The sequence below is a fragment of the Mesorhizobium sp. WSM4810 genome, from assembly GCF_055811235.1.
On record NZ_JBVVQV010000040.1, the window covers coordinates 1 to 16,159 of the forward strand.

At 59.0% G+C, this 16,159-nt stretch carries 10 protein-coding genes and 5 pseudogenes; 9 read left to right on the forward strand and 6 right to left on the reverse strand.

What is annotated here, in order from left to right; genetic code table 11:
* The 4 genes from AC0L3O_RS32495 to AC0L3O_RS32510 form a co-directional block, all read right to left on the reverse strand.
* A partial coding sequence (locus tag AC0L3O_RS32495) for an ABC transporter permease (protein ID WP_473617695.1) occupies nt 1-566 on the reverse strand: 566 nt, incomplete at its 3' end.
* Entirely contained in the window at nt 563-1,678 is a 1,116-nt protein-coding gene (locus AC0L3O_RS32500) for an ABC transporter ATP-binding protein (protein WP_473617696.1), read from the reverse strand. The genes AC0L3O_RS32500 and AC0L3O_RS32495, both read right to left, overlap by 4 nt.
* 359 nt (nt 1,679-2,037) lie before the next feature.
* Nucleotides 2,038-3,471 (reverse strand): amidase, encoded by a 1,434-nt coding sequence (locus AC0L3O_RS32505; RefSeq protein ID WP_473617698.1) that lies wholly within the window; start codon nt 3,469-3,471, stop codon nt 2,038-2,040.
* 169 nt (nt 3,472-3,640) lie between these two features.
* On the reverse strand, nt 3,641-4,750 hold the full coding sequence (locus AC0L3O_RS32510; RefSeq protein WP_473617699.1) for an ABC transporter substrate-binding protein: 1,110 nt from the start codon (nt 4,748-4,750) through the stop codon (nt 3,641-3,643).
* A gap of 231 nt (nt 4,751-4,981) precedes the next feature.
* Here AC0L3O_RS32510 and AC0L3O_RS32515 point away from each other — a divergent pair.
* Nucleotides 4,982-5,086, forward strand: a pseudogene (locus AC0L3O_RS32515) (IS5/IS1182 family transposase); the annotation flags it as partial.
* On the opposite strand, the gene AC0L3O_RS32520 reads toward AC0L3O_RS32515, so the two are convergent.
* Nucleotides 5,044-6,381, reverse strand: coding sequence for a serine hydrolase domain-containing protein (locus AC0L3O_RS32520; protein ID WP_473617701.1), 1,338 nt, complete (start codon nt 6,379-6,381; stop codon nt 5,044-5,046). The pseudogene AC0L3O_RS32515 and the gene AC0L3O_RS32520 overlap by 43 nt on opposite strands.
* Before the next feature lie 27 nt (nt 6,382-6,408).
* Complete coding sequence (locus tag AC0L3O_RS32525; protein WP_473617702.1) at nt 6,409-7,527, reverse strand: ABC transporter substrate-binding protein; 1,119 nt, start codon at nt 7,525-7,527, stop codon at nt 6,409-6,411.
* Between the two features lie 670 nt (nt 7,528-8,197).
* Here AC0L3O_RS32525 and AC0L3O_RS32530 point away from each other — a divergent pair.
* The 8 genes and pseudogenes from AC0L3O_RS32530 to ltrA form a co-directional block, all read left to right on the forward strand.
* Nucleotides 8,198-8,409, forward strand: a pseudogene (locus tag AC0L3O_RS32530) (transposase); the annotation flags it as partial.
* A 134-nt stretch (nt 8,410-8,543) separates the two neighbouring features.
* The gene (locus AC0L3O_RS32535) at nt 8,544-10,064 is read left to right on the forward strand and encodes a M81 family metallopeptidase (RefSeq protein WP_473617703.1); all 1,521 of its coding nucleotides are present in this window, start codon (nt 8,544-8,546) and stop codon (nt 10,062-10,064) included.
* An 85-nt stretch (nt 10,065-10,149) separates the two neighbouring features.
* Nucleotides 10,150-11,025, forward strand: a complete 876-nt coding sequence (locus AC0L3O_RS32540; RefSeq protein ID WP_473617705.1) for a beta-keto acid cleavage family enzyme — start codon at nt 10,150-10,152, stop codon at nt 11,023-11,025.
* A gap of 196 nt (nt 11,026-11,221) precedes the next feature.
* Nucleotides 11,222-11,749, forward strand: a complete 528-nt coding sequence (locus tag AC0L3O_RS32545) for a gamma carbonic anhydrase family protein (protein WP_473617706.1) — start codon at nt 11,222-11,224, stop codon at nt 11,747-11,749.
* A 372-nt stretch (nt 11,750-12,121) separates the two neighbouring features.
* Nucleotides 12,122-12,532 (forward strand): annotated as a pseudogene (locus AC0L3O_RS32550) (tyrosine-type recombinase/integrase); the annotation flags it as partial.
* Nucleotides 12,533-12,544: 12 nt separating this feature from the next.
* A pseudogene (locus AC0L3O_RS32555) lies at nt 12,545-13,731 on the forward strand (IS91 family transposase).
* 409 nt (nt 13,732-14,140) lie between these two features.
* Nucleotides 14,141-14,590, forward strand: a pseudogene (locus AC0L3O_RS32560) (helix-turn-helix domain-containing protein); the annotation flags it as partial.
* Nucleotides 14,591-15,185: 595 nt separating this feature from the next.
* A complete protein-coding gene (gene ltrA / locus AC0L3O_RS32565) occupies nt 15,186-16,085 on the forward strand; it encodes a group II intron reverse transcriptase/maturase (RefSeq protein ID WP_473617707.1) in 900 nt (299 codons plus the stop codon).
* Nucleotides 16,086-16,159: the final 74 nt, after the last annotated feature.

The window sequence follows — 16,159 nt, forward strand, 5'->3', positions numbered from 1 at the left end:
ATTGGCAGGACCATGAACGGCAGCATCACATGTATCATGGCGACGATCACCGCGCTTTCGGTATAGATCATCCTGAGTGGTTGTTCGATGATGCCGTTTCCAATGAGGATGTCGTTGAGGACGCCCCTTCGCTGCAACAGAATGATCCAGGCATAGGAGCGCACAAGAACCGAGGTCCATAATGGGATCAGAACGCAAGCCGCAATCCAGAGGGTGAGCTTGCCGCCCGCCCGCGCCATGGCGAAAGCCACCGGATATCCAAGGACGAAGGCACCGACCGTCGTCGCAAATGCGATCCAGAGCGTACGCAGCAGAACCTTCAGATAAAGCGGTTCGATGAACATGCGGATATAATTGTCGAGGGTGAAGCCTGGGTCGAACAGGCTGCCGACCAGCATGCGGCCAACCGGGTAAAGGAAGCTAAAGAATAAAAGCAGACAAAGGGGCAGCAGCAGCACAGCCGTTAAGAGCGGGGGATATCTGCCGCCGGTTCCAGTAACCGAGAAGAGACGCCCAAAACGTGGCGCGGGGGCGGAACTAACGGGAGACTCGTCGACACTGCTCATTGACCGTCGCCCTTGCCTGAAAACAGGTGAATGGAATCGGCCTGGAACAGGATGTCGACCTCATCACCGCGCGCGAATGCCGACAGCTCTCGGCTTGCCGATGCCTGGATATGCAGTGGAGGGCCGCTGCGTCCATCGATGTTAACCAGAAGAATCTGGTGGGTGCCGAGATAGATCGAGGTGTCCACTGTGCCGGGAACAGCATCTGGGACGCCGGATCCACGCGCGGCGAGAGAGATGTTCTCCGGCCGGATGGCAGCCTGCAGCGACAGTCCGGGAGAAAGGTCCAGGGCGTGGCCGTTGAGCGAGCGCGTCACGCTCAGCGTCGAGGTGTCGGTGACCCTGATTTGGTGGACGGCCTTCTTGGCTCCCAGATATTCGACCGGCAGGAAGTTCATCTTGCCGATGAAATCTGCGACGAATGGAGAGGCGGGCTCGCTATAAAGGCTTGCGGGGCTGCCGATCTGCGCGACCTGGCCCTCGTTCATGACCGCAATGCGGTCCGACATGGTCAGTGCTTCCTCCTGATCGTGGGTCACATAGATCACGGTAACCCCGAGACGCTGCTGGAGGGACTTGATCTCAATCTGCAACTGCTCGCGGAGTTTCTTGTCGAGCGCGCCGAGGGGCTCGTCCATCAGAAGCACGGGGGGCTCAAAAACAAGCGCCCGCGCGAGGGCAACTCGCTGCTGCTGGCCGCCAGACAATTGAGTGGGCGCCCTGCTGCCGTAGGCGTCGAGATGGACCATGGCGAGCGCTTCGCTGACCCGTCGGGTGATCTCGGCCTTGTCGATCCTCCGCATGCGCAGGGGAAAAGCGACGTTGTCGTACACCGACATGTGGGGGAACAGGGCATATTTCTGGAAGACCATGCCCACATTGCGCTTGTTTGGAGCGACGAATGTCAGGTCCCTCGGTCCAATCTTTATGAGACCCGCAGTCGGCAGCTCAAAACCCGCGATCATCATCAAGAGGGTCGTTTTGCCGGACCCCGAGGGCCCTAGGAGCGAGAGAAACTCTCCCGCCTTCACATCGACGGACACATCCTCGACCGCAGTGACCGATCCATAGCGTTTCGCGATTTTGCGGACGGTGACACTTTCACCCTTCATTGCGTTTCCCACTCTGGTTTGTTGCTTAAACTCGCAACGGGCCGACGTCCACTAAGGTTCACGCCGAGCCTATCCGAACGGTCTCTGCCGCTTATGCGTTAAGTTAGACACAGAGAAGTCGAGCGCAAGCCCGCGCTGTTATGACCTGACCCTATCGGTTATGACCGGAGAGTGTTGGTCGGCGCCTAATTACCGTGCGGAGCGGGCCGAGCCTTGTTTGTCCCGCAATCCGAGAGTTCTGGTTAGCGTCGACGCGAGGCCCGCGGAACTGCCGAACTGTCTTGCATTTTTTGTTCCGCTGAGGTCGCAAAAAAGGCTGCAAGCGTGGCGCGAAGACTGCGTTGCTTAAATCTCCGTAATCAGCTGTTTCCCGCTCGAACCATGGGCCGCCGATCCCTCCACGGTCTAGCCTCTTCCAGATCTCGTGCGACACGGACCAGCGTGGCCTCGTCGCCAAAGCGGCCGACGATCTGAAGGCCGATTGGCAGCCCGTCGGCACTTTGTGCCAACGGCAAGGATACGGCAGGTTGTCCGGTGATATTGAATATGGGCAGGTGACATCCCTTATAGCCTTTTTGCGTCCACTCTTCTGCGGAGATCGTCGGGTGCATAAGACTGTAAATGCTGCCATGCTGATGGGCCACGATCGGCTGCGTGGGGGTCAGCAGCAGGTCGAAGGCACGGATTGCCTCAGCCACCTGGAACCGCATTCGCCGGAAGCCTTCATCTACCTCATTCCAAATCGATAGAGGCTGATTCCGGCCCCGTTCATAAAATTTGAGAGTGACCGGCTCCAAAGTATCCGCGCTGATAGTGCGGCCCATGGCCCGCGCCCACACTTCGAGCGAACTCGCGCCGAGATCTGAAGAGAGGAGAATTGTCCTAATGAACTTTTCGAAATCAAACGGCGGCCCGATCTCCGTCACTTGGTGACCCATTTCCTCCAGAAGTGAGGCGGTCGAGTCGACCGCTTGCAGGACTTCCGGCTCAAGATCGAGCTCCCCCCACGTGGTCCTCGCGACCCCGACCCGCAGAGTGCCGGTGGGCTGGGAAAGCTCCTCTACATAGGGACGATTTGGCTGGACAATGACAAACGGATCGCCTGGATGAGAACCGGAAAACACGTCCAGCGCGGCGGCCATATCGCGCACGGTCCGGCAGAGTACAAATGATCGAGAAAGGCCGAATCCATCATCCTGCTGGTTCGGGCCGCCGGAAATGCGCCCACGGGACGGGTTAAGCCCCACGAGACCGCACCAAGCCGCAGGCCCCCGAGTCGATCCGCCACCGTCGCCGGCATGTGCAATCGGAACGATGCCGGCGGACACCGCCGCAGCGGCTCCTCCGGACGAGCCCCCCGCGGTGCGTTCCAGATTCCATGGATTGCGGGTGATGCCATGGAGAATGGTTTCCGTCGCTCCGGATAATCCGAACTCCGGTGTTGTTGTTCTTCCAAGTGTCCGGAGTCCGGCGGCCTGGGCGCGGCAGAAAAAGAAGCTGTCCGTATTCGGACGATGGCCTTTGAACAGACGGCTTCCTTTTTCCTGGAGACGACCAGCTTCAGTAGCTCCTATGTCCTTGCGAAGAAATGGCACGCCGTTGAAAACTACGGAGTTCGCGCCGGCAACGGACTCGGCATCGTCGTAGAACTCGATGACAGCGTTGATGCTCGGATTGACCTCGTCGTTGGCCTGGCGGGCTAAGCGCGTCAGTTCTACAGGAGTTACTTCGCCGGCATTCACGAGAGACGCCAGACCGGTTGCATCGTATTGTACGTATTCACTGAGTTTCATTTCAATGATCCTGATGTGCTCCGCCGGTGGCGAAGGGCACAAGGTAAATCACGGCAGGCCGAAGGGGGTCTCGAACTGGCCACCTATGACCTGTCCGTTCGAAAACCATATCCGGTAGGAAAGCTGCTGCGACTGAGAGACAACCCCCTGTCAGCAGGCGGTGTCGATATTACCCGCTAATCCAATTCGCCCAGCGCTCAAGCACCTTTTCACGGTTGCCGATGAGCCAATCGGGATCCATGCTGACCATCTTCGCTCGGTTGTCCGCTGCGGTAACCAGTGTTGAGGCGAACTCAGGATCGAGAAGCGCCGCAGCGTTCTTGTTAGGCACCGCATAGAACATCTTCTTTATGAATGCTGCGTGGGCTTCCGGGCGCGTGTACATGAAATTAAGCAGCGCCTTGGCGGCCAATGGATTTGGCCCCCCCTTTGTTACGCTGTAGATCTGTGATCCGTAGATGCCTCCATCCCAGGTGAAGCGAATTGGTACGCCTTCTTCTTGCAAGCGAGAAGCGCGTCCGTTCCACATCGCAGAGGCAACTACTTCCTCATTTCGGAACATTTGCTGGCTCTGGTCCCCGCTGGTCCACCAGACAGCTACGTGTGGTTTGATTTCGTTAAGCTTCTTGAACGCGCGATCAAGGTCCAATGGAAAGAGCTTATCACGTGGTACACCATCTGCTAGCAACGCAAAGGTGAGAACATACCAGGGTGCGCCGTAGTTGGGGAGCGCACGCGGTCCGGGAAATGCCTTGACGTCCCAAAACTCCGCCCAGTTCGATGGCCCGCCTTTGGGGAATGCCCGCTCATCGTATGTCAGGGCGGTGCCGCCCTGGTCCCACGCTACAGCGACTCCCCCCACACAAGACCCTTCGACCCCATCAGCGCCGACGTTCGGCAAATCTTGGCAGTTCTCACCAAGGTCTTCAAAATGCGGCTTAAAGTCGGGTGACAACGCCAGTTCGCGATCAAGGTAAAGAATGTCCCACTCCATCTTGTTCAACCGGATCATTGCTTTGAAGCGAGCGTCAGCGTCGGAGCCTGAGCCATCGACCGCAACAACTCTTATCCCGGTTTCCTTCGAAAAAGGCTGGAAGAACAGCTCGTCCATCACCTTTCCGAAGGTGCCGGATCCCGAGGCAATTACCACATGATCTTGATCGGCGGCCTTGGCGGCCTCCACAAGTGAGGCAGGGGACTGTGAGTATGCGAATCGCGGCACGAGCGAACTCGTTGCGGCGGCCGCGCTCATCCTTAATAGGCTGCGTCTACTGATCATCGAAACCTCCCTATCGACGTGGATTTTGTGTGCCGAACGTTAGCCTAGCAAAGCCCGTGGGCAATACCCGAGTTGTTATGCCCGGTCATTGATCGTTATGAACCGACCCCTCGACGTTCAGCTTGTCGCGATCAATGGACGAGGCCTCGTACGCAAATCCTGTTATTGCGGCTATCGCGGGATAACCTTAACCTCAACGCGAGGCCGCCGGAACTGCCCGAATGTTTTGTATGTTTCAACAAGCTCGAGAAATGGCGGCGCGTCACAACGCGCTACGACAGGACCACCCAGTCCTATCTCGGCTTCGTTGCCATCGCCGCCGTCAAGCTCTGGCTATCCTTTGTCCACGGGCCCACCAATGCATCCCTAATTGCATGTATCGCCGCCATCGCCTCCAGGCTCATAGCAGACGCTTGCAAATCGATCTCACGAGCCGATTCCACTCCGGGGGTCATCTCTTTCAGTTTCCATGCATCCGGCCAATAAGATACTTTCACCGCTGCAAAATCGCCCTCGGGGTCGATGTAGAGGTGCTGGCCACCATGTCCGAGGCACCATATGGCGCGCCGCTCCGCATCCTCAATCCAGAATGTGTTGTGATAGGCGCCTTGCGGAAGGTCGTCTGTGCTGCCCTGGAAAACCTGGAATAGATGGTCGCTGGCCGTTCGCGTCTCCTGGATCCATTCACCTGGAATGATCTGTCTTCCGTTTATTATCCCGCCGCGCAGGTGCAACAGCGCAAACCGGGCATAGTCACGAAGGGTAGCATTCAAGCCACCATCCGTGCAGGCAAAACCGCGTCGGTCTACGGTGATATAAGCGTCTTCCTCCGCCCCCATCGGCGCCCACAATTCGCTGCTGAAGAGTTCCGGGATTGTCTTTCCGGTTACCCGCTGCATGACAAAGCCTAGCACGTTGTTCTCGGGCGAGCGGTAGTCGAATCGTGCGCCATGCGGAGCCTCCTGCTCCGTCAGCCTCAGGATGGCCTCCCACGTGTTCTTCGGACAGTGGGGGTATTGAGCAGCTTCCAGCGACCACCATCCCGAAGCCAGCTGGAACATGTGCGCGTGGGTGTTAGGTTCGTTGTAGGGTCCCTGGATCCTCACACCCGCCGTCATATCCAGCACATGCTGCACCTTAGCGCCGCGATAGGCAGTCTCCTCAAGCTCCGGCAGATACTGTGTCACCAGATTATCCGGATTGATGAGCCCCTTGTGGACGAGAATGCCGACCAAGGTCCCCGTGAAGGACTTCGATACCGACATTGCCAGGTGCGGAGTATGCGGCTGCAGGCCGTTCATGTACTTTTCGGCTACGACCTCGCCCCGGTGCAGAACCAGGAATCCATCGGTGTAGCTGCGGTCCAGAAACTCGCCGATGGTGGAACGCCGACCGTTAGCCTCGAACTCGATGCCATCAACGTCCACGAGACGCTGCGGAAGCGGCAGAACGGGTCCTGGTCCGCGCCAGATCGTGGCGGTCGGCATCCACTCACGAACACGCTGAAAAGTCCAGCGGTTGTATGGCGAAACATCCCACCGCGTCGGAATCATAGGCCCGCCAGGCCTCATTGGATTGGGCTGCCAATCGAGGGTGGTACTATCAGGGTTTCCTCCTCCGATCTGGATCATGCCAGCAGCTCGTGCTACCATCGCCGTCTAGCCGCTAATCCAAGCCGTCCAGCGTTCAATAACTTTTTGCCTGTTTTCTGCCACCCAAGCCGCATCCGGCTTCACCATTTTGGACCAGTTCTGCGGCGCAGTTGGCAGGTTCGACGCCACCTCGGCGTCCAGGAAATCGCCGGTATGCTTAATAGGCACCGAGTAGTTCAACCGCTTGGCGAATTCCGCGGCTGCCTTCGGACTCGAATAGAAGTAGTTCAGCAATGCCATCGCGGCAATCTTATGCGGCGCACCCTTAGTGATGCCGAGTGCATCTGCGTCGAGCATGGCGCCGTTCCACACAAAGGAGATCGGGAAGCCTTCTTTGCGAAGGCTCGCGACACGTCCATTCCACACCATTGTTGCAACCACTTCCTTTGTCCGCAACAGTTGTTGTGCTTGGTCGCCGCTGGTCCACCAAACAGCGATGTGCGGCCTGAGTTCGTCGAGCTTCTTGAACGCGCGGTCGACGTCGAGCGGATAGACGTCCTTTGGCGCGACGCCGTCCGCGATCAATGCGGCGCTCAGCACCAACCAAGAGCTGCCGAAATTCGGCAGGGCCCGGGGCCCGGGGAACTTTTTGACATCCCAGAATTCGGCCCAATCCTTTATCCCACCATTCGGAAAAGCTTCTTCGTCGTAGGCTATGCCGTTGCCCGTCGCGGCCCAGAGAACCGCCCTTCCTAAGCACGACCCGTCGATCCCGTCGGACAACACATTGGGCAGTTTCGAGCAGTCGCCTAGATCTTCGACATAGTTCGAGAACGCCGGCGAGTGCACGCTGTCGGAGGTTGTCGCGATGACGTCCCATTCCATAGTCTTTGCTTCGCTCATAGCGCGCACCTTTGCTGCAACCTCAGAAATACCGCCGTTGCGGACAAGGACAGTCTCGATTCCGGTCTCCTTGGTGAAGGGATCGAAGAACAACTCCCTGAGCGTGTCGAAATAGACCCCAGTGCCGGCAGTGGCGACCACACTCATCTGTCCCGCTGCCTTGGCTGCCGCAACGAGATCGCTAGTGGAGGCGGCCGTCGCCCATGAGGGCCAGAGACCAGATGTTGATGACATGAGGGCGAAGCCCGCGGCGCCTTTCAGAAGATGACGTCTGTTTGTCATGAGATAATTCCCCTTTTTATATGACTCGAGCCTAGATTGAGGCAAGAGACGCTTATCGGTTAAGTCGGTTAAGTTAGATTCGTTATGATCCGGGCTCAATTGTTATGAACCGACGCAACAGGTATTCTTCTAAGCGCGCAGGTTCGCATACGCTCTTCCGTGGAACCAAACAGCCGGTGCCGTCTCGATCAGATTCAGCGATTCAGCCTTTCGTCGACGAAACTATATTTTGCACATGGAAGCGGTCGGGCCCAACCCAGATGCAAGCATCTGGCCATACCTCAATGCGCGATCCTCCGCGGATCTAGACCGGACAAGACTGCGTGCCGCCGCCGTTCTCCGCTTGTTAAGCGTGTCATCATTGGATCCCGCGGTTAGGCACCTGTCGGCGGTAGTGGCCGCCGGCCTCCTCCAGAATCGATCTTTGATGGCGGTGTTGACCAAACTGCAATGTCCTGCACGGCACTCCGAATCTCGTGACGCTTTTCTTCGCCGAGAAAGACCTCGCATGTTCCCCGTCGAACAGGACATGGCTCGCCAAGCTTTTGGGTGTTGATGAACCGTGTCGGGGTTCGGAAACTGCTCGCTGTGGCCACGGTTTAGCAGCATTACCGCAAATCGCGCATTTGGTGGGCTCGTCCCGAGCCCGATAGCGATTGCCGCTATGATCGACGGCTACTGGGAGACGCGGGTCGCCACGCTCGAGCTGCGTATCCGAAGCTCAGGAAGGGCTTACTTCGCCGGCTTCCTCAAACCGCGCCGCATGGCCGAGAAGGCACTAACCACCGTCAGGAAGCCTATGTGCAAGTCATCTCGACACGCTCGGTTGACGACCTGGTCAAGGTCATAGGGATGAGCGGCATCTCCAGGAGCCGCGCCGCAATCCGCCTTAGGATACGATTACCCGCAGTAGCGACGCCATAATTCATTCTTGCCGCTCATAAGTCAAAGCCACTCTCTCCGCCCAGCCAATCACATAAGATCTCGGTCTGGATAGGCTGCAACGGAGAGACATTATGACGAAGCGAATTGTAGTGGGCCGACTGTTCCATGAGTCCCACTGCTACGCGCGACCGACGAATGCGGAAAGTGTCGCCGTCGTGCGCGGTACAAGACTCATCGACGACGCCCGGGGAAATGGGTCGACGCTCGGAGGTATCATCGACGCGCTGAGTGAGCGGGACGACGTCGAGATACTTCCTGTTTCTGACGCGATGATGGTGCCCGGCGGTCTTATCGGCCATCACTTCTATCTCCAGGAACGGCGTTTCTGGGAGAAAGAGGTTGCCCGCTTAAAGCCTGACGCCCTCATCATCGACTGCCACGGAGCCATGGGAACAACCGCGCTAGAGGACGCAGAAGGTGATTTCCTCACCCGTCTGCGTGCCATTGTAGGAGACGACGTCGTAATCGGTATCGGACTTGACCTCCACGCTAACGTCACACCAGCAATGCTGACTGCCGCGGACATCTGTATTGCTTGCAAGAGAAACCCGCACGACGACTTCCACGAGACCGGAAGGCGTGTCGTCGAACTGGTGATGGAGGTCCTGGCAGGTCGGCTGGATCCCGTCTACACCCTAGCGAAGGCGCGCATGATCGCGCCGGGGAAGCTTGAAACGCACCTAGGTCCCCTCAAGGATATGCATGAACGGGCTCGCGCGCTGGAGCGTTCGACCCCGGCAGTGGTCGACATCAGTCTGTACAACGCCTACCGCTTCGGAGATTTCACAGATATGGGCCAGGCCGCGATCCTGCTGAGCAACGGTCCGTATGCGCAAGCGGGGGATATCGTGCTGGACTATGCACGAGAATTCTGGTCGCGCCGCGAAGAGTTCAAGGACGAACTCCTGACCATCGACGAGGCACTTGATGAAATCGCCAGGCGTCGCGATACCCTGCCCAGGGCACTTGCCGATCTCGGTGACCGGACCCTCGCCGGTGCACCCGGCGACAGTACTTCGGTCCTTCAGGCCGCCTTGAAGCATCCCCGCCCGTTGAAGGGAGCGATGACGGTCAACGACCCGGAAACAGTCGCGGCGGCGCACCAAGCCGGAGTCGGGGCAGCCCTCAAGATGCGTCTAGGCGGGAAACTTACTCCGGATTTTAATCCTTTCGAGGTCGAGGGTTTAGTAAAAGTCGTGAACCACGACGATGTCCGGCTAATCGGTCCCAACCTCGCGGGCGAATCCGCGGGAATGGGGCTCACTGCGCTCTTGGAGATCGAGGGTCGATTCCAAGTCATCGTCACGTCCGGCCCCGGCTTCATCAGCGATCCGAATATATTCGAATCGCACGGAGTCAGGATCAAGGACCAAGACTTCATTGTCATGAAATCGCAATACGCTTTCAATATCAATTTTGAAGGACTTGCCAAACCGCTGTATGTAGCCACCCCCGGTCTGGCCTATTATTCGCCAGGCGTATTCAAGAAAAGCCGGGCACGCGTTTGGCCCGATATGGATGTCGGGGCGGACCCGCTTATTACCCCGCAGGTCTTCTCCCGCAGGCATGTGATCAATGCTTCTGGTCGTTAAAAACAGGTTCTAATGGGCCAACATCACGGCAGCGTCGGAGTCTTCCGCGACGCTCTGCAAATCCAATGAAGTGAGAAGAGGAACAATGAAAAGAAAGGTAATCATTACTTGCGCCGTTACGGGGAGCTCGGAATACGGCAAGAATAGCAAATATGTTCCGGTTACACCAAAGCAGATTGCGGATGAGGCGGTAGCAGCCGCGCGTGCTGGGGCGGCCTCCGTGCACATCCACGTTCGCGATCCTGAGAGCGGCGCGCCTTCGATGGAATACGAGCACTACCGCGAAGTCGTGGAGCGCATCCGCGGAAGCGGCGTGGACATGCTGATTAACCTCACGGCCGGCGTGGGCGCCCGTTACGATCCGGCTGTCGAAGAAAATGCTCCCCCGTTACGGGAGGTCATGTCACCCTTAGCCCGCACCATACATGTGACGAAGCTGCGGCCGGACATCTGCACACTCGACGTCGCGACAATGAACTTTGGGCCGAACGCCATCGTGAACACGCCGACGCACCTCAAGGCCATGTCCCGGATCATCCAGGATGCCGGTACGAAACCCGAACTGGAGGTATTCGATCTCGGTCAGATTGAACTTGCATTGCGGCTCTTGGCCGAGGGGCATCTGCCGAAACCGCCCTTCTTTCAGTTCTGCCTCGGAATACCGGGTGGGGCGCCGGCCGCGCCAGAAGTCATGCTTCTGATGCGCTCGATGCTGCCTGCCGGAACTGTGTGGTCCGCCTTCGGTATTTCGCGATCCGAAATGCCCATGGTCGCGCAATCGGTCATTCTGGGCGGGCACTGCCGCGTCGGCCTCGAAGATAATCTCTACATGGCCCATGGGGAACTTGCGAAAGGCAACGCGCCGCTTGTCGAACGGGCCGTGACCATCGTGGAGTCTCTGGGCGAGGAAGCGGCGACGCCGGCGGATGCGCGCAAGATCCTTTCTCTACCTCAAGAGTAGGAGCACTATGCATTACGCAGCGAAGTGATCCACGGTATTTGCCCTACATCCTTCTGCTGCTGCTTTGGGCTCCTCATTTGTGGCGCTTCCGCAGCTTGCGCGGTGGCTGCGGCAGACCGCGGCCTTCGGGAGGTACCGTTCCTGAGGAAACATCTGCGGAACGTCCCGCAATCTTTCAGAGATAGGAGGAAAATTCGTGGCCCTTTACACTCTTGACGGTGTTACGCCTCGCGTGCCGATGGGCTTTTGTTGGCTAGCCCACACCGCCGTCATCATCGGTAACGTCGATCTGGGTGAGGAATCCAGCGTTTGGTTCGGCGCTGTCCTTCGCGGGGATAACGAGTCGATTGTGATCGGCCCGCGAACCAATATTCAGGAGCATGCTGTACTGCATACCGATCCTGGCTTTCCGCTCACCATCGGGGCCGACTGCACGATTGGTCATGGCGCCATCGTTCACGGATGTTCGATCGGTGACAATACTCTCGTGGGGATGGGTGCAACGATCCTCAATGGCGCGAAGATAGGAAACAACTGCCTGATCGGTGCCAACGCTCTGATAACTGAGGGAAAGGAAATTCCTAACGATTCCTTGGTGGTAGGGGCGCCCGCGAAAGTCGTCCGGCAGCTTGACAAGGCCGCACAGGCAAAGCTGACCAAATCCGCCGCGAACTATATCGCGAATGCACGCCGCTTCGCTGCAGGTTTTGCTGCTCAGTCCTAAATTGGCGGCAGGCTAGGTTTCCAAGGGACTAGTCGCCTCGCTTGAGATGCGGTGGTTTCGACTGACCTCGCCGGATTCGTAGCGTCTGGCGTGAGGTCGAGATAGGCGGCGGCTGGAGGATCCGTGAAAGCGGGACGCATCGTCGTAGGTCGATGCGACCGAAAGCGCGATTACGGTGCCCAAGCCAGGAACCGTCATGACAAGCGGGCCATCGCATTCCGCTTCGCGGCAGCACGAACCTGCGCTCGAGAACCTGAACGAGGTCGGGAAGAAGTTCAGGAACAGCGGCACCGGAGAGGCGCGTGATCGCCCTGCTGCCGCCAATCCCTCAATGCGCCGATAGCCAAAGAGCTTTCGTACAGTGGCCCCAGACGCGGCGTGATCCGGGTCGAGCACGGCAAGGGCGGCAAGGACCGCACGGTGATGCTATCGGCGCAGCTTCTGCGCATCCTGCGGGTCTACTGGCGGCTGGCGAAGCCGCAGGGCTGGCTAATTCCGGGCCGGGATGCAAATCGACCCATTGACGTTCAGGTATTGTACTCGGCCTGCCGCTCGGCGCGTGCGGCCGCCGGCATCGACAAGCGCGTGACGGTCCACACGCTCAGGCACAGCTTCGCCAGGCATTTGCTGGAGAACGGCACCGACATCCGCATCATCGAGGTGCTGCTTGGTCACAACAATCTGTCCTCGACGGCGCGCTACACCAAGGTCTCGAACGGCCTCATCCGGCGTACGACAAGCCCGCTCGACCGGTTGAACATCGAAGTCGTGCCGTCAGGCTGATCGGTTCCGCCCATGTCGGCGAGACTGGAGGTGGCGGATATCTTCCGCCGCCATGGCGAGGCGTATCGGCAGGCTCATGACGGTCATCTCGGACGCGTCGAGCGCCGCACGATGAGCGCCATCGAACTGTGCCGGACCGCCGAACTGGGCGGCCATGTCGAGGGCTGCCGGTCCTGCGGGGCGATCCGCGTGGCCTACAATTCCTGTCGCAACCGGCATTGCCCCAAGTGCCAAGGAAAGACCTGCCGGGAATGGCTCGCCCCGCGGCAGGACGAGCTTCTGCCGGTTCCCTACTTCCACGTGGTGTTCACGCTGCCGGCCGAGATCGCCGCAATCGCCTTCCAGAACAAGGCGGCGATGTACGCGGTCCTGTTCAAGGCAGCCGCCGAGACGCTGCGCATGATCGCCGCAGATCCCAGACATCTCGGCGCCGGGATCGGTCTCATCGCGGTGCTGCACAGCTGGGGCCAGAACCTCACCTATCATCCCCACCTCCATTGCATCGTGCCGGGCGGCGGCATCTCCCTCGATGGAGGGCGTTGGGTCGCCTGCCGGCCGGGTTCTTCCTGCCCGTGCGCGTGCTGTCGCGCCTGTTCCGCCGTCTCTTTCTGGAGGAACTCCGAGCAGCCTATGAGGGTCGGCTGGTCTTCTTCGGCGGTCTCGCCTACCTGGGAAAGCCTGATGCCTTTGTCTGCTTGCTCGCCGAGGCCGTCGCCGTCAATGGGTTGTCTACGCCAAGCCGCCCTTCGGCGGGCCGAAGCAGGTGCTGGCCCATCTGGGCCGCTACACCCATCGCGTCGCCATCGCCAATTCCCGACTGATCAGCACGGCCGACGATCGGGTCGCGTTCCGCTGTGCGGGACTATCGCCATCGCGGCAAGACGAAGATCATGACGCTCGACGCGCACGAGTTCATCCGTCGCTTTCTCCTGCACACACTGCCCGACGGTTTCCATCGCATCCGCCACTACGGCTTCCTCGCCAACGGTAATCGCGCCGCCAAGCTCGACCTGTGCCACAGGCTGCTGGCCGGTTCGCAGCAGAACGAGCTCGAACCGGATGCCGAAAGCGCCGCTGTCGCCGCCGAGCGCCTTGCTATGGCGCATCGCTGCCCTAGCTGCGGAGAGCCAATGATCACGCTCGCCATCTGGCGGTGCGGCCAGGCGCCGCCGCGCCCCTTCTGGAGCGACACCTCATGACCACGCCGGGTGCGTCCACATCACCCGGTACGGTACCCGTCGCCATGCGCGCCGGGACCCCGATCCTTGTCCCGCCACACAAAGCCGCAAGCAGCCAGCCCGGCGATAGAAGGCACTGCAGCCTATCCGACGGCTCGCACACCACAGTCCGCCTTCCACCGTGCAATCCTTCGCTATGGCCGCATCGTGAACGCTCTTAATCAGCATGGCGAAGACGATCCCGACCGCTCCTCCAGGCTACAATCCCCATAGCGCCAGATGCCCGCGGCTTCGTTCAATCCGGCTTGCAATGAGGTCCGACAAGCAGTCCGCCCGCTCTGTCGAGCATGCGGACCTCACAGAAGCCTCCAGATTCCCAAAGAAGAGTGTTTGTGATTCAAGATGCTGGCTGGATGGAGGCCAGCATCTGATGACGCGAGCCCTTTCAAACGATCTTCGTGAGCGTGTTGTTGAGGCAGTTGGCGCGGGCGAGAATACCGTGCGGTGGCATTGCGCTTTGGCGTTGCAGGTTCCTCTGTGGTGAAGTGGTCGCATCGTTACCGTGCCACCGGCTCAGTGGCGCCGGGCAAGATGGGGGGACACCGCAAGCGCGTTCTGGAACCCCATCGGGCTTTCATTGTGGAGCGGATCAATCAGACCTCTGAACTGACGCTGCATCGGCTAAAGGACGAGTTGGATGCGCGCGGGATCAAGGTCTCGCACAATACGGTCTGGATGTTCTTGAGGCGCGAGGGCCTGAGCTTAAAAAAAACGCTGTTCGCCCTTGAGCAGGCACGCGCCGATAAGCCCGCAGGTGTCAGCGATGGGGATCTGGCAGACCGGCCTCGATCCGCAATGCCTGGTCTTCATCGATGAGAGTGTGCTGCAGAGGCACGGAAGGAGTTCAGTATGAGCTAACCCCGTAACGTGAAGCTGCGTGAATGATGGAGGACGGCCCTCCGGGATCGCCTTTCAGGGGCAGGTCCCAAACCAGTCCGAGCTGCTGCGGTAAAGAGCCGTGGTAGTGAGCGTCGGATGAAACGTTCGGGCGAGACCCGAGCAGGTGCATGTCCAAAAGACGAAAGAAAGTGAACCCTCCGAGGACGTGTCGTTATGAACGTAAGTGTCGTCGAAACCAGGACCGTTTCGTCATCCTGGGACAAGTCCGCCAGACGCCTGATGACCGGGCGGGCGGCGACCGGCGTAGAGGGGGCGTGAGTTGGACATAGGCTTTCACGCGGAACTGCAGGAACCAGGCTCCTGATGCAAAGGGAGAAGCTCAAGCGGAGCAAACCGCAAGGCGAGAGTACCGATGCAGGAGACTGGGGCGGACCGCCCCGTATGAGCGTCGAGGACCCTGTAATGGGGTCAGAGCAAAGGGGGCGGATCAGGCCGTCGTATTGTTTGGAACAACTGGAAACAGGATGACTTCGGAAAGTACGACAGACAAGCCGTTTCGAATAGAGAGACGTCAAGTGTACGAAGCTTACAAAGCGGTCAAAGCCAACCATGGCGCAGCCGGGGTGGACGGGCAGACCCTGGAGATGTTCGAAAAGGACCTTGCAGGAAACCTCTACAAGGTCTGGAATCGGATGTCCTCAGGGACGTACTTCCCACCGCCGGTTCGCGCTGTCTCCATTCCGAAGAAGACTGGGGGCGAAAGGGTTTTGGGTGTACCCACCGTCAGCGATCGGATCGCGCAGATGGTGGTCAAGCAGATGATTGAGCCGGATTTGGATTCCCTCTTTCTTCCAGACTCCTACGGCTACAGGCCGGGAAAATCGGCTCTGGATGCCGTGGGAGTGACGCGGCAGCGGTGCTGGAAGTATGACTGGGTTCTGGAATTCGACATCAAAGGGCTGTTTGACAATCTTCCGCACGATCTCCTGCTGAAGGCGGTCAGGAAACACGTCGCATGCAAGTGGGCTCTGCTCTACATCGAAAGATGGCTGGCAGCGCCGATGGAGAAGAACGGAGAAGTAGTCGAGCGCACACGAGGTACCCCGCAAGGGGGCGTTGTCAGCCCGATCTTGTCGAATCTCTTCATGCACTATGCATTTGATCTGTGGATGACGCGGACACACCCTGACCTGCCATGGTGTCGATATGCGGACGATGGCCTTGTGCATTGCCGGAATGAGCAGCAGGCAGAAGCCCTCAAGGCGGAGCTTGGTGCTCGACTGGTAGCATGCGGGCTCCAAATGCATCCGACAAAGACCAAGATCGTCTATTGCAAAGACCAAAGGCGCAGAGGGAATACCCAAATGTCGTGTTCGACTTCCTCGGGCATCAGTTCCGACCGCGACGCGTGGCGAACACACAGCGAGATGAGTTCTTCTGTGGCTACACGCCTGCGGCCAGCCCAACGGCAATGAAGTCGATGCGAGCCACGATCAAAAGCTTGAACATCCCGCGGCAAACGCCGGGGACGCTGGCTGAAATTGCCCAA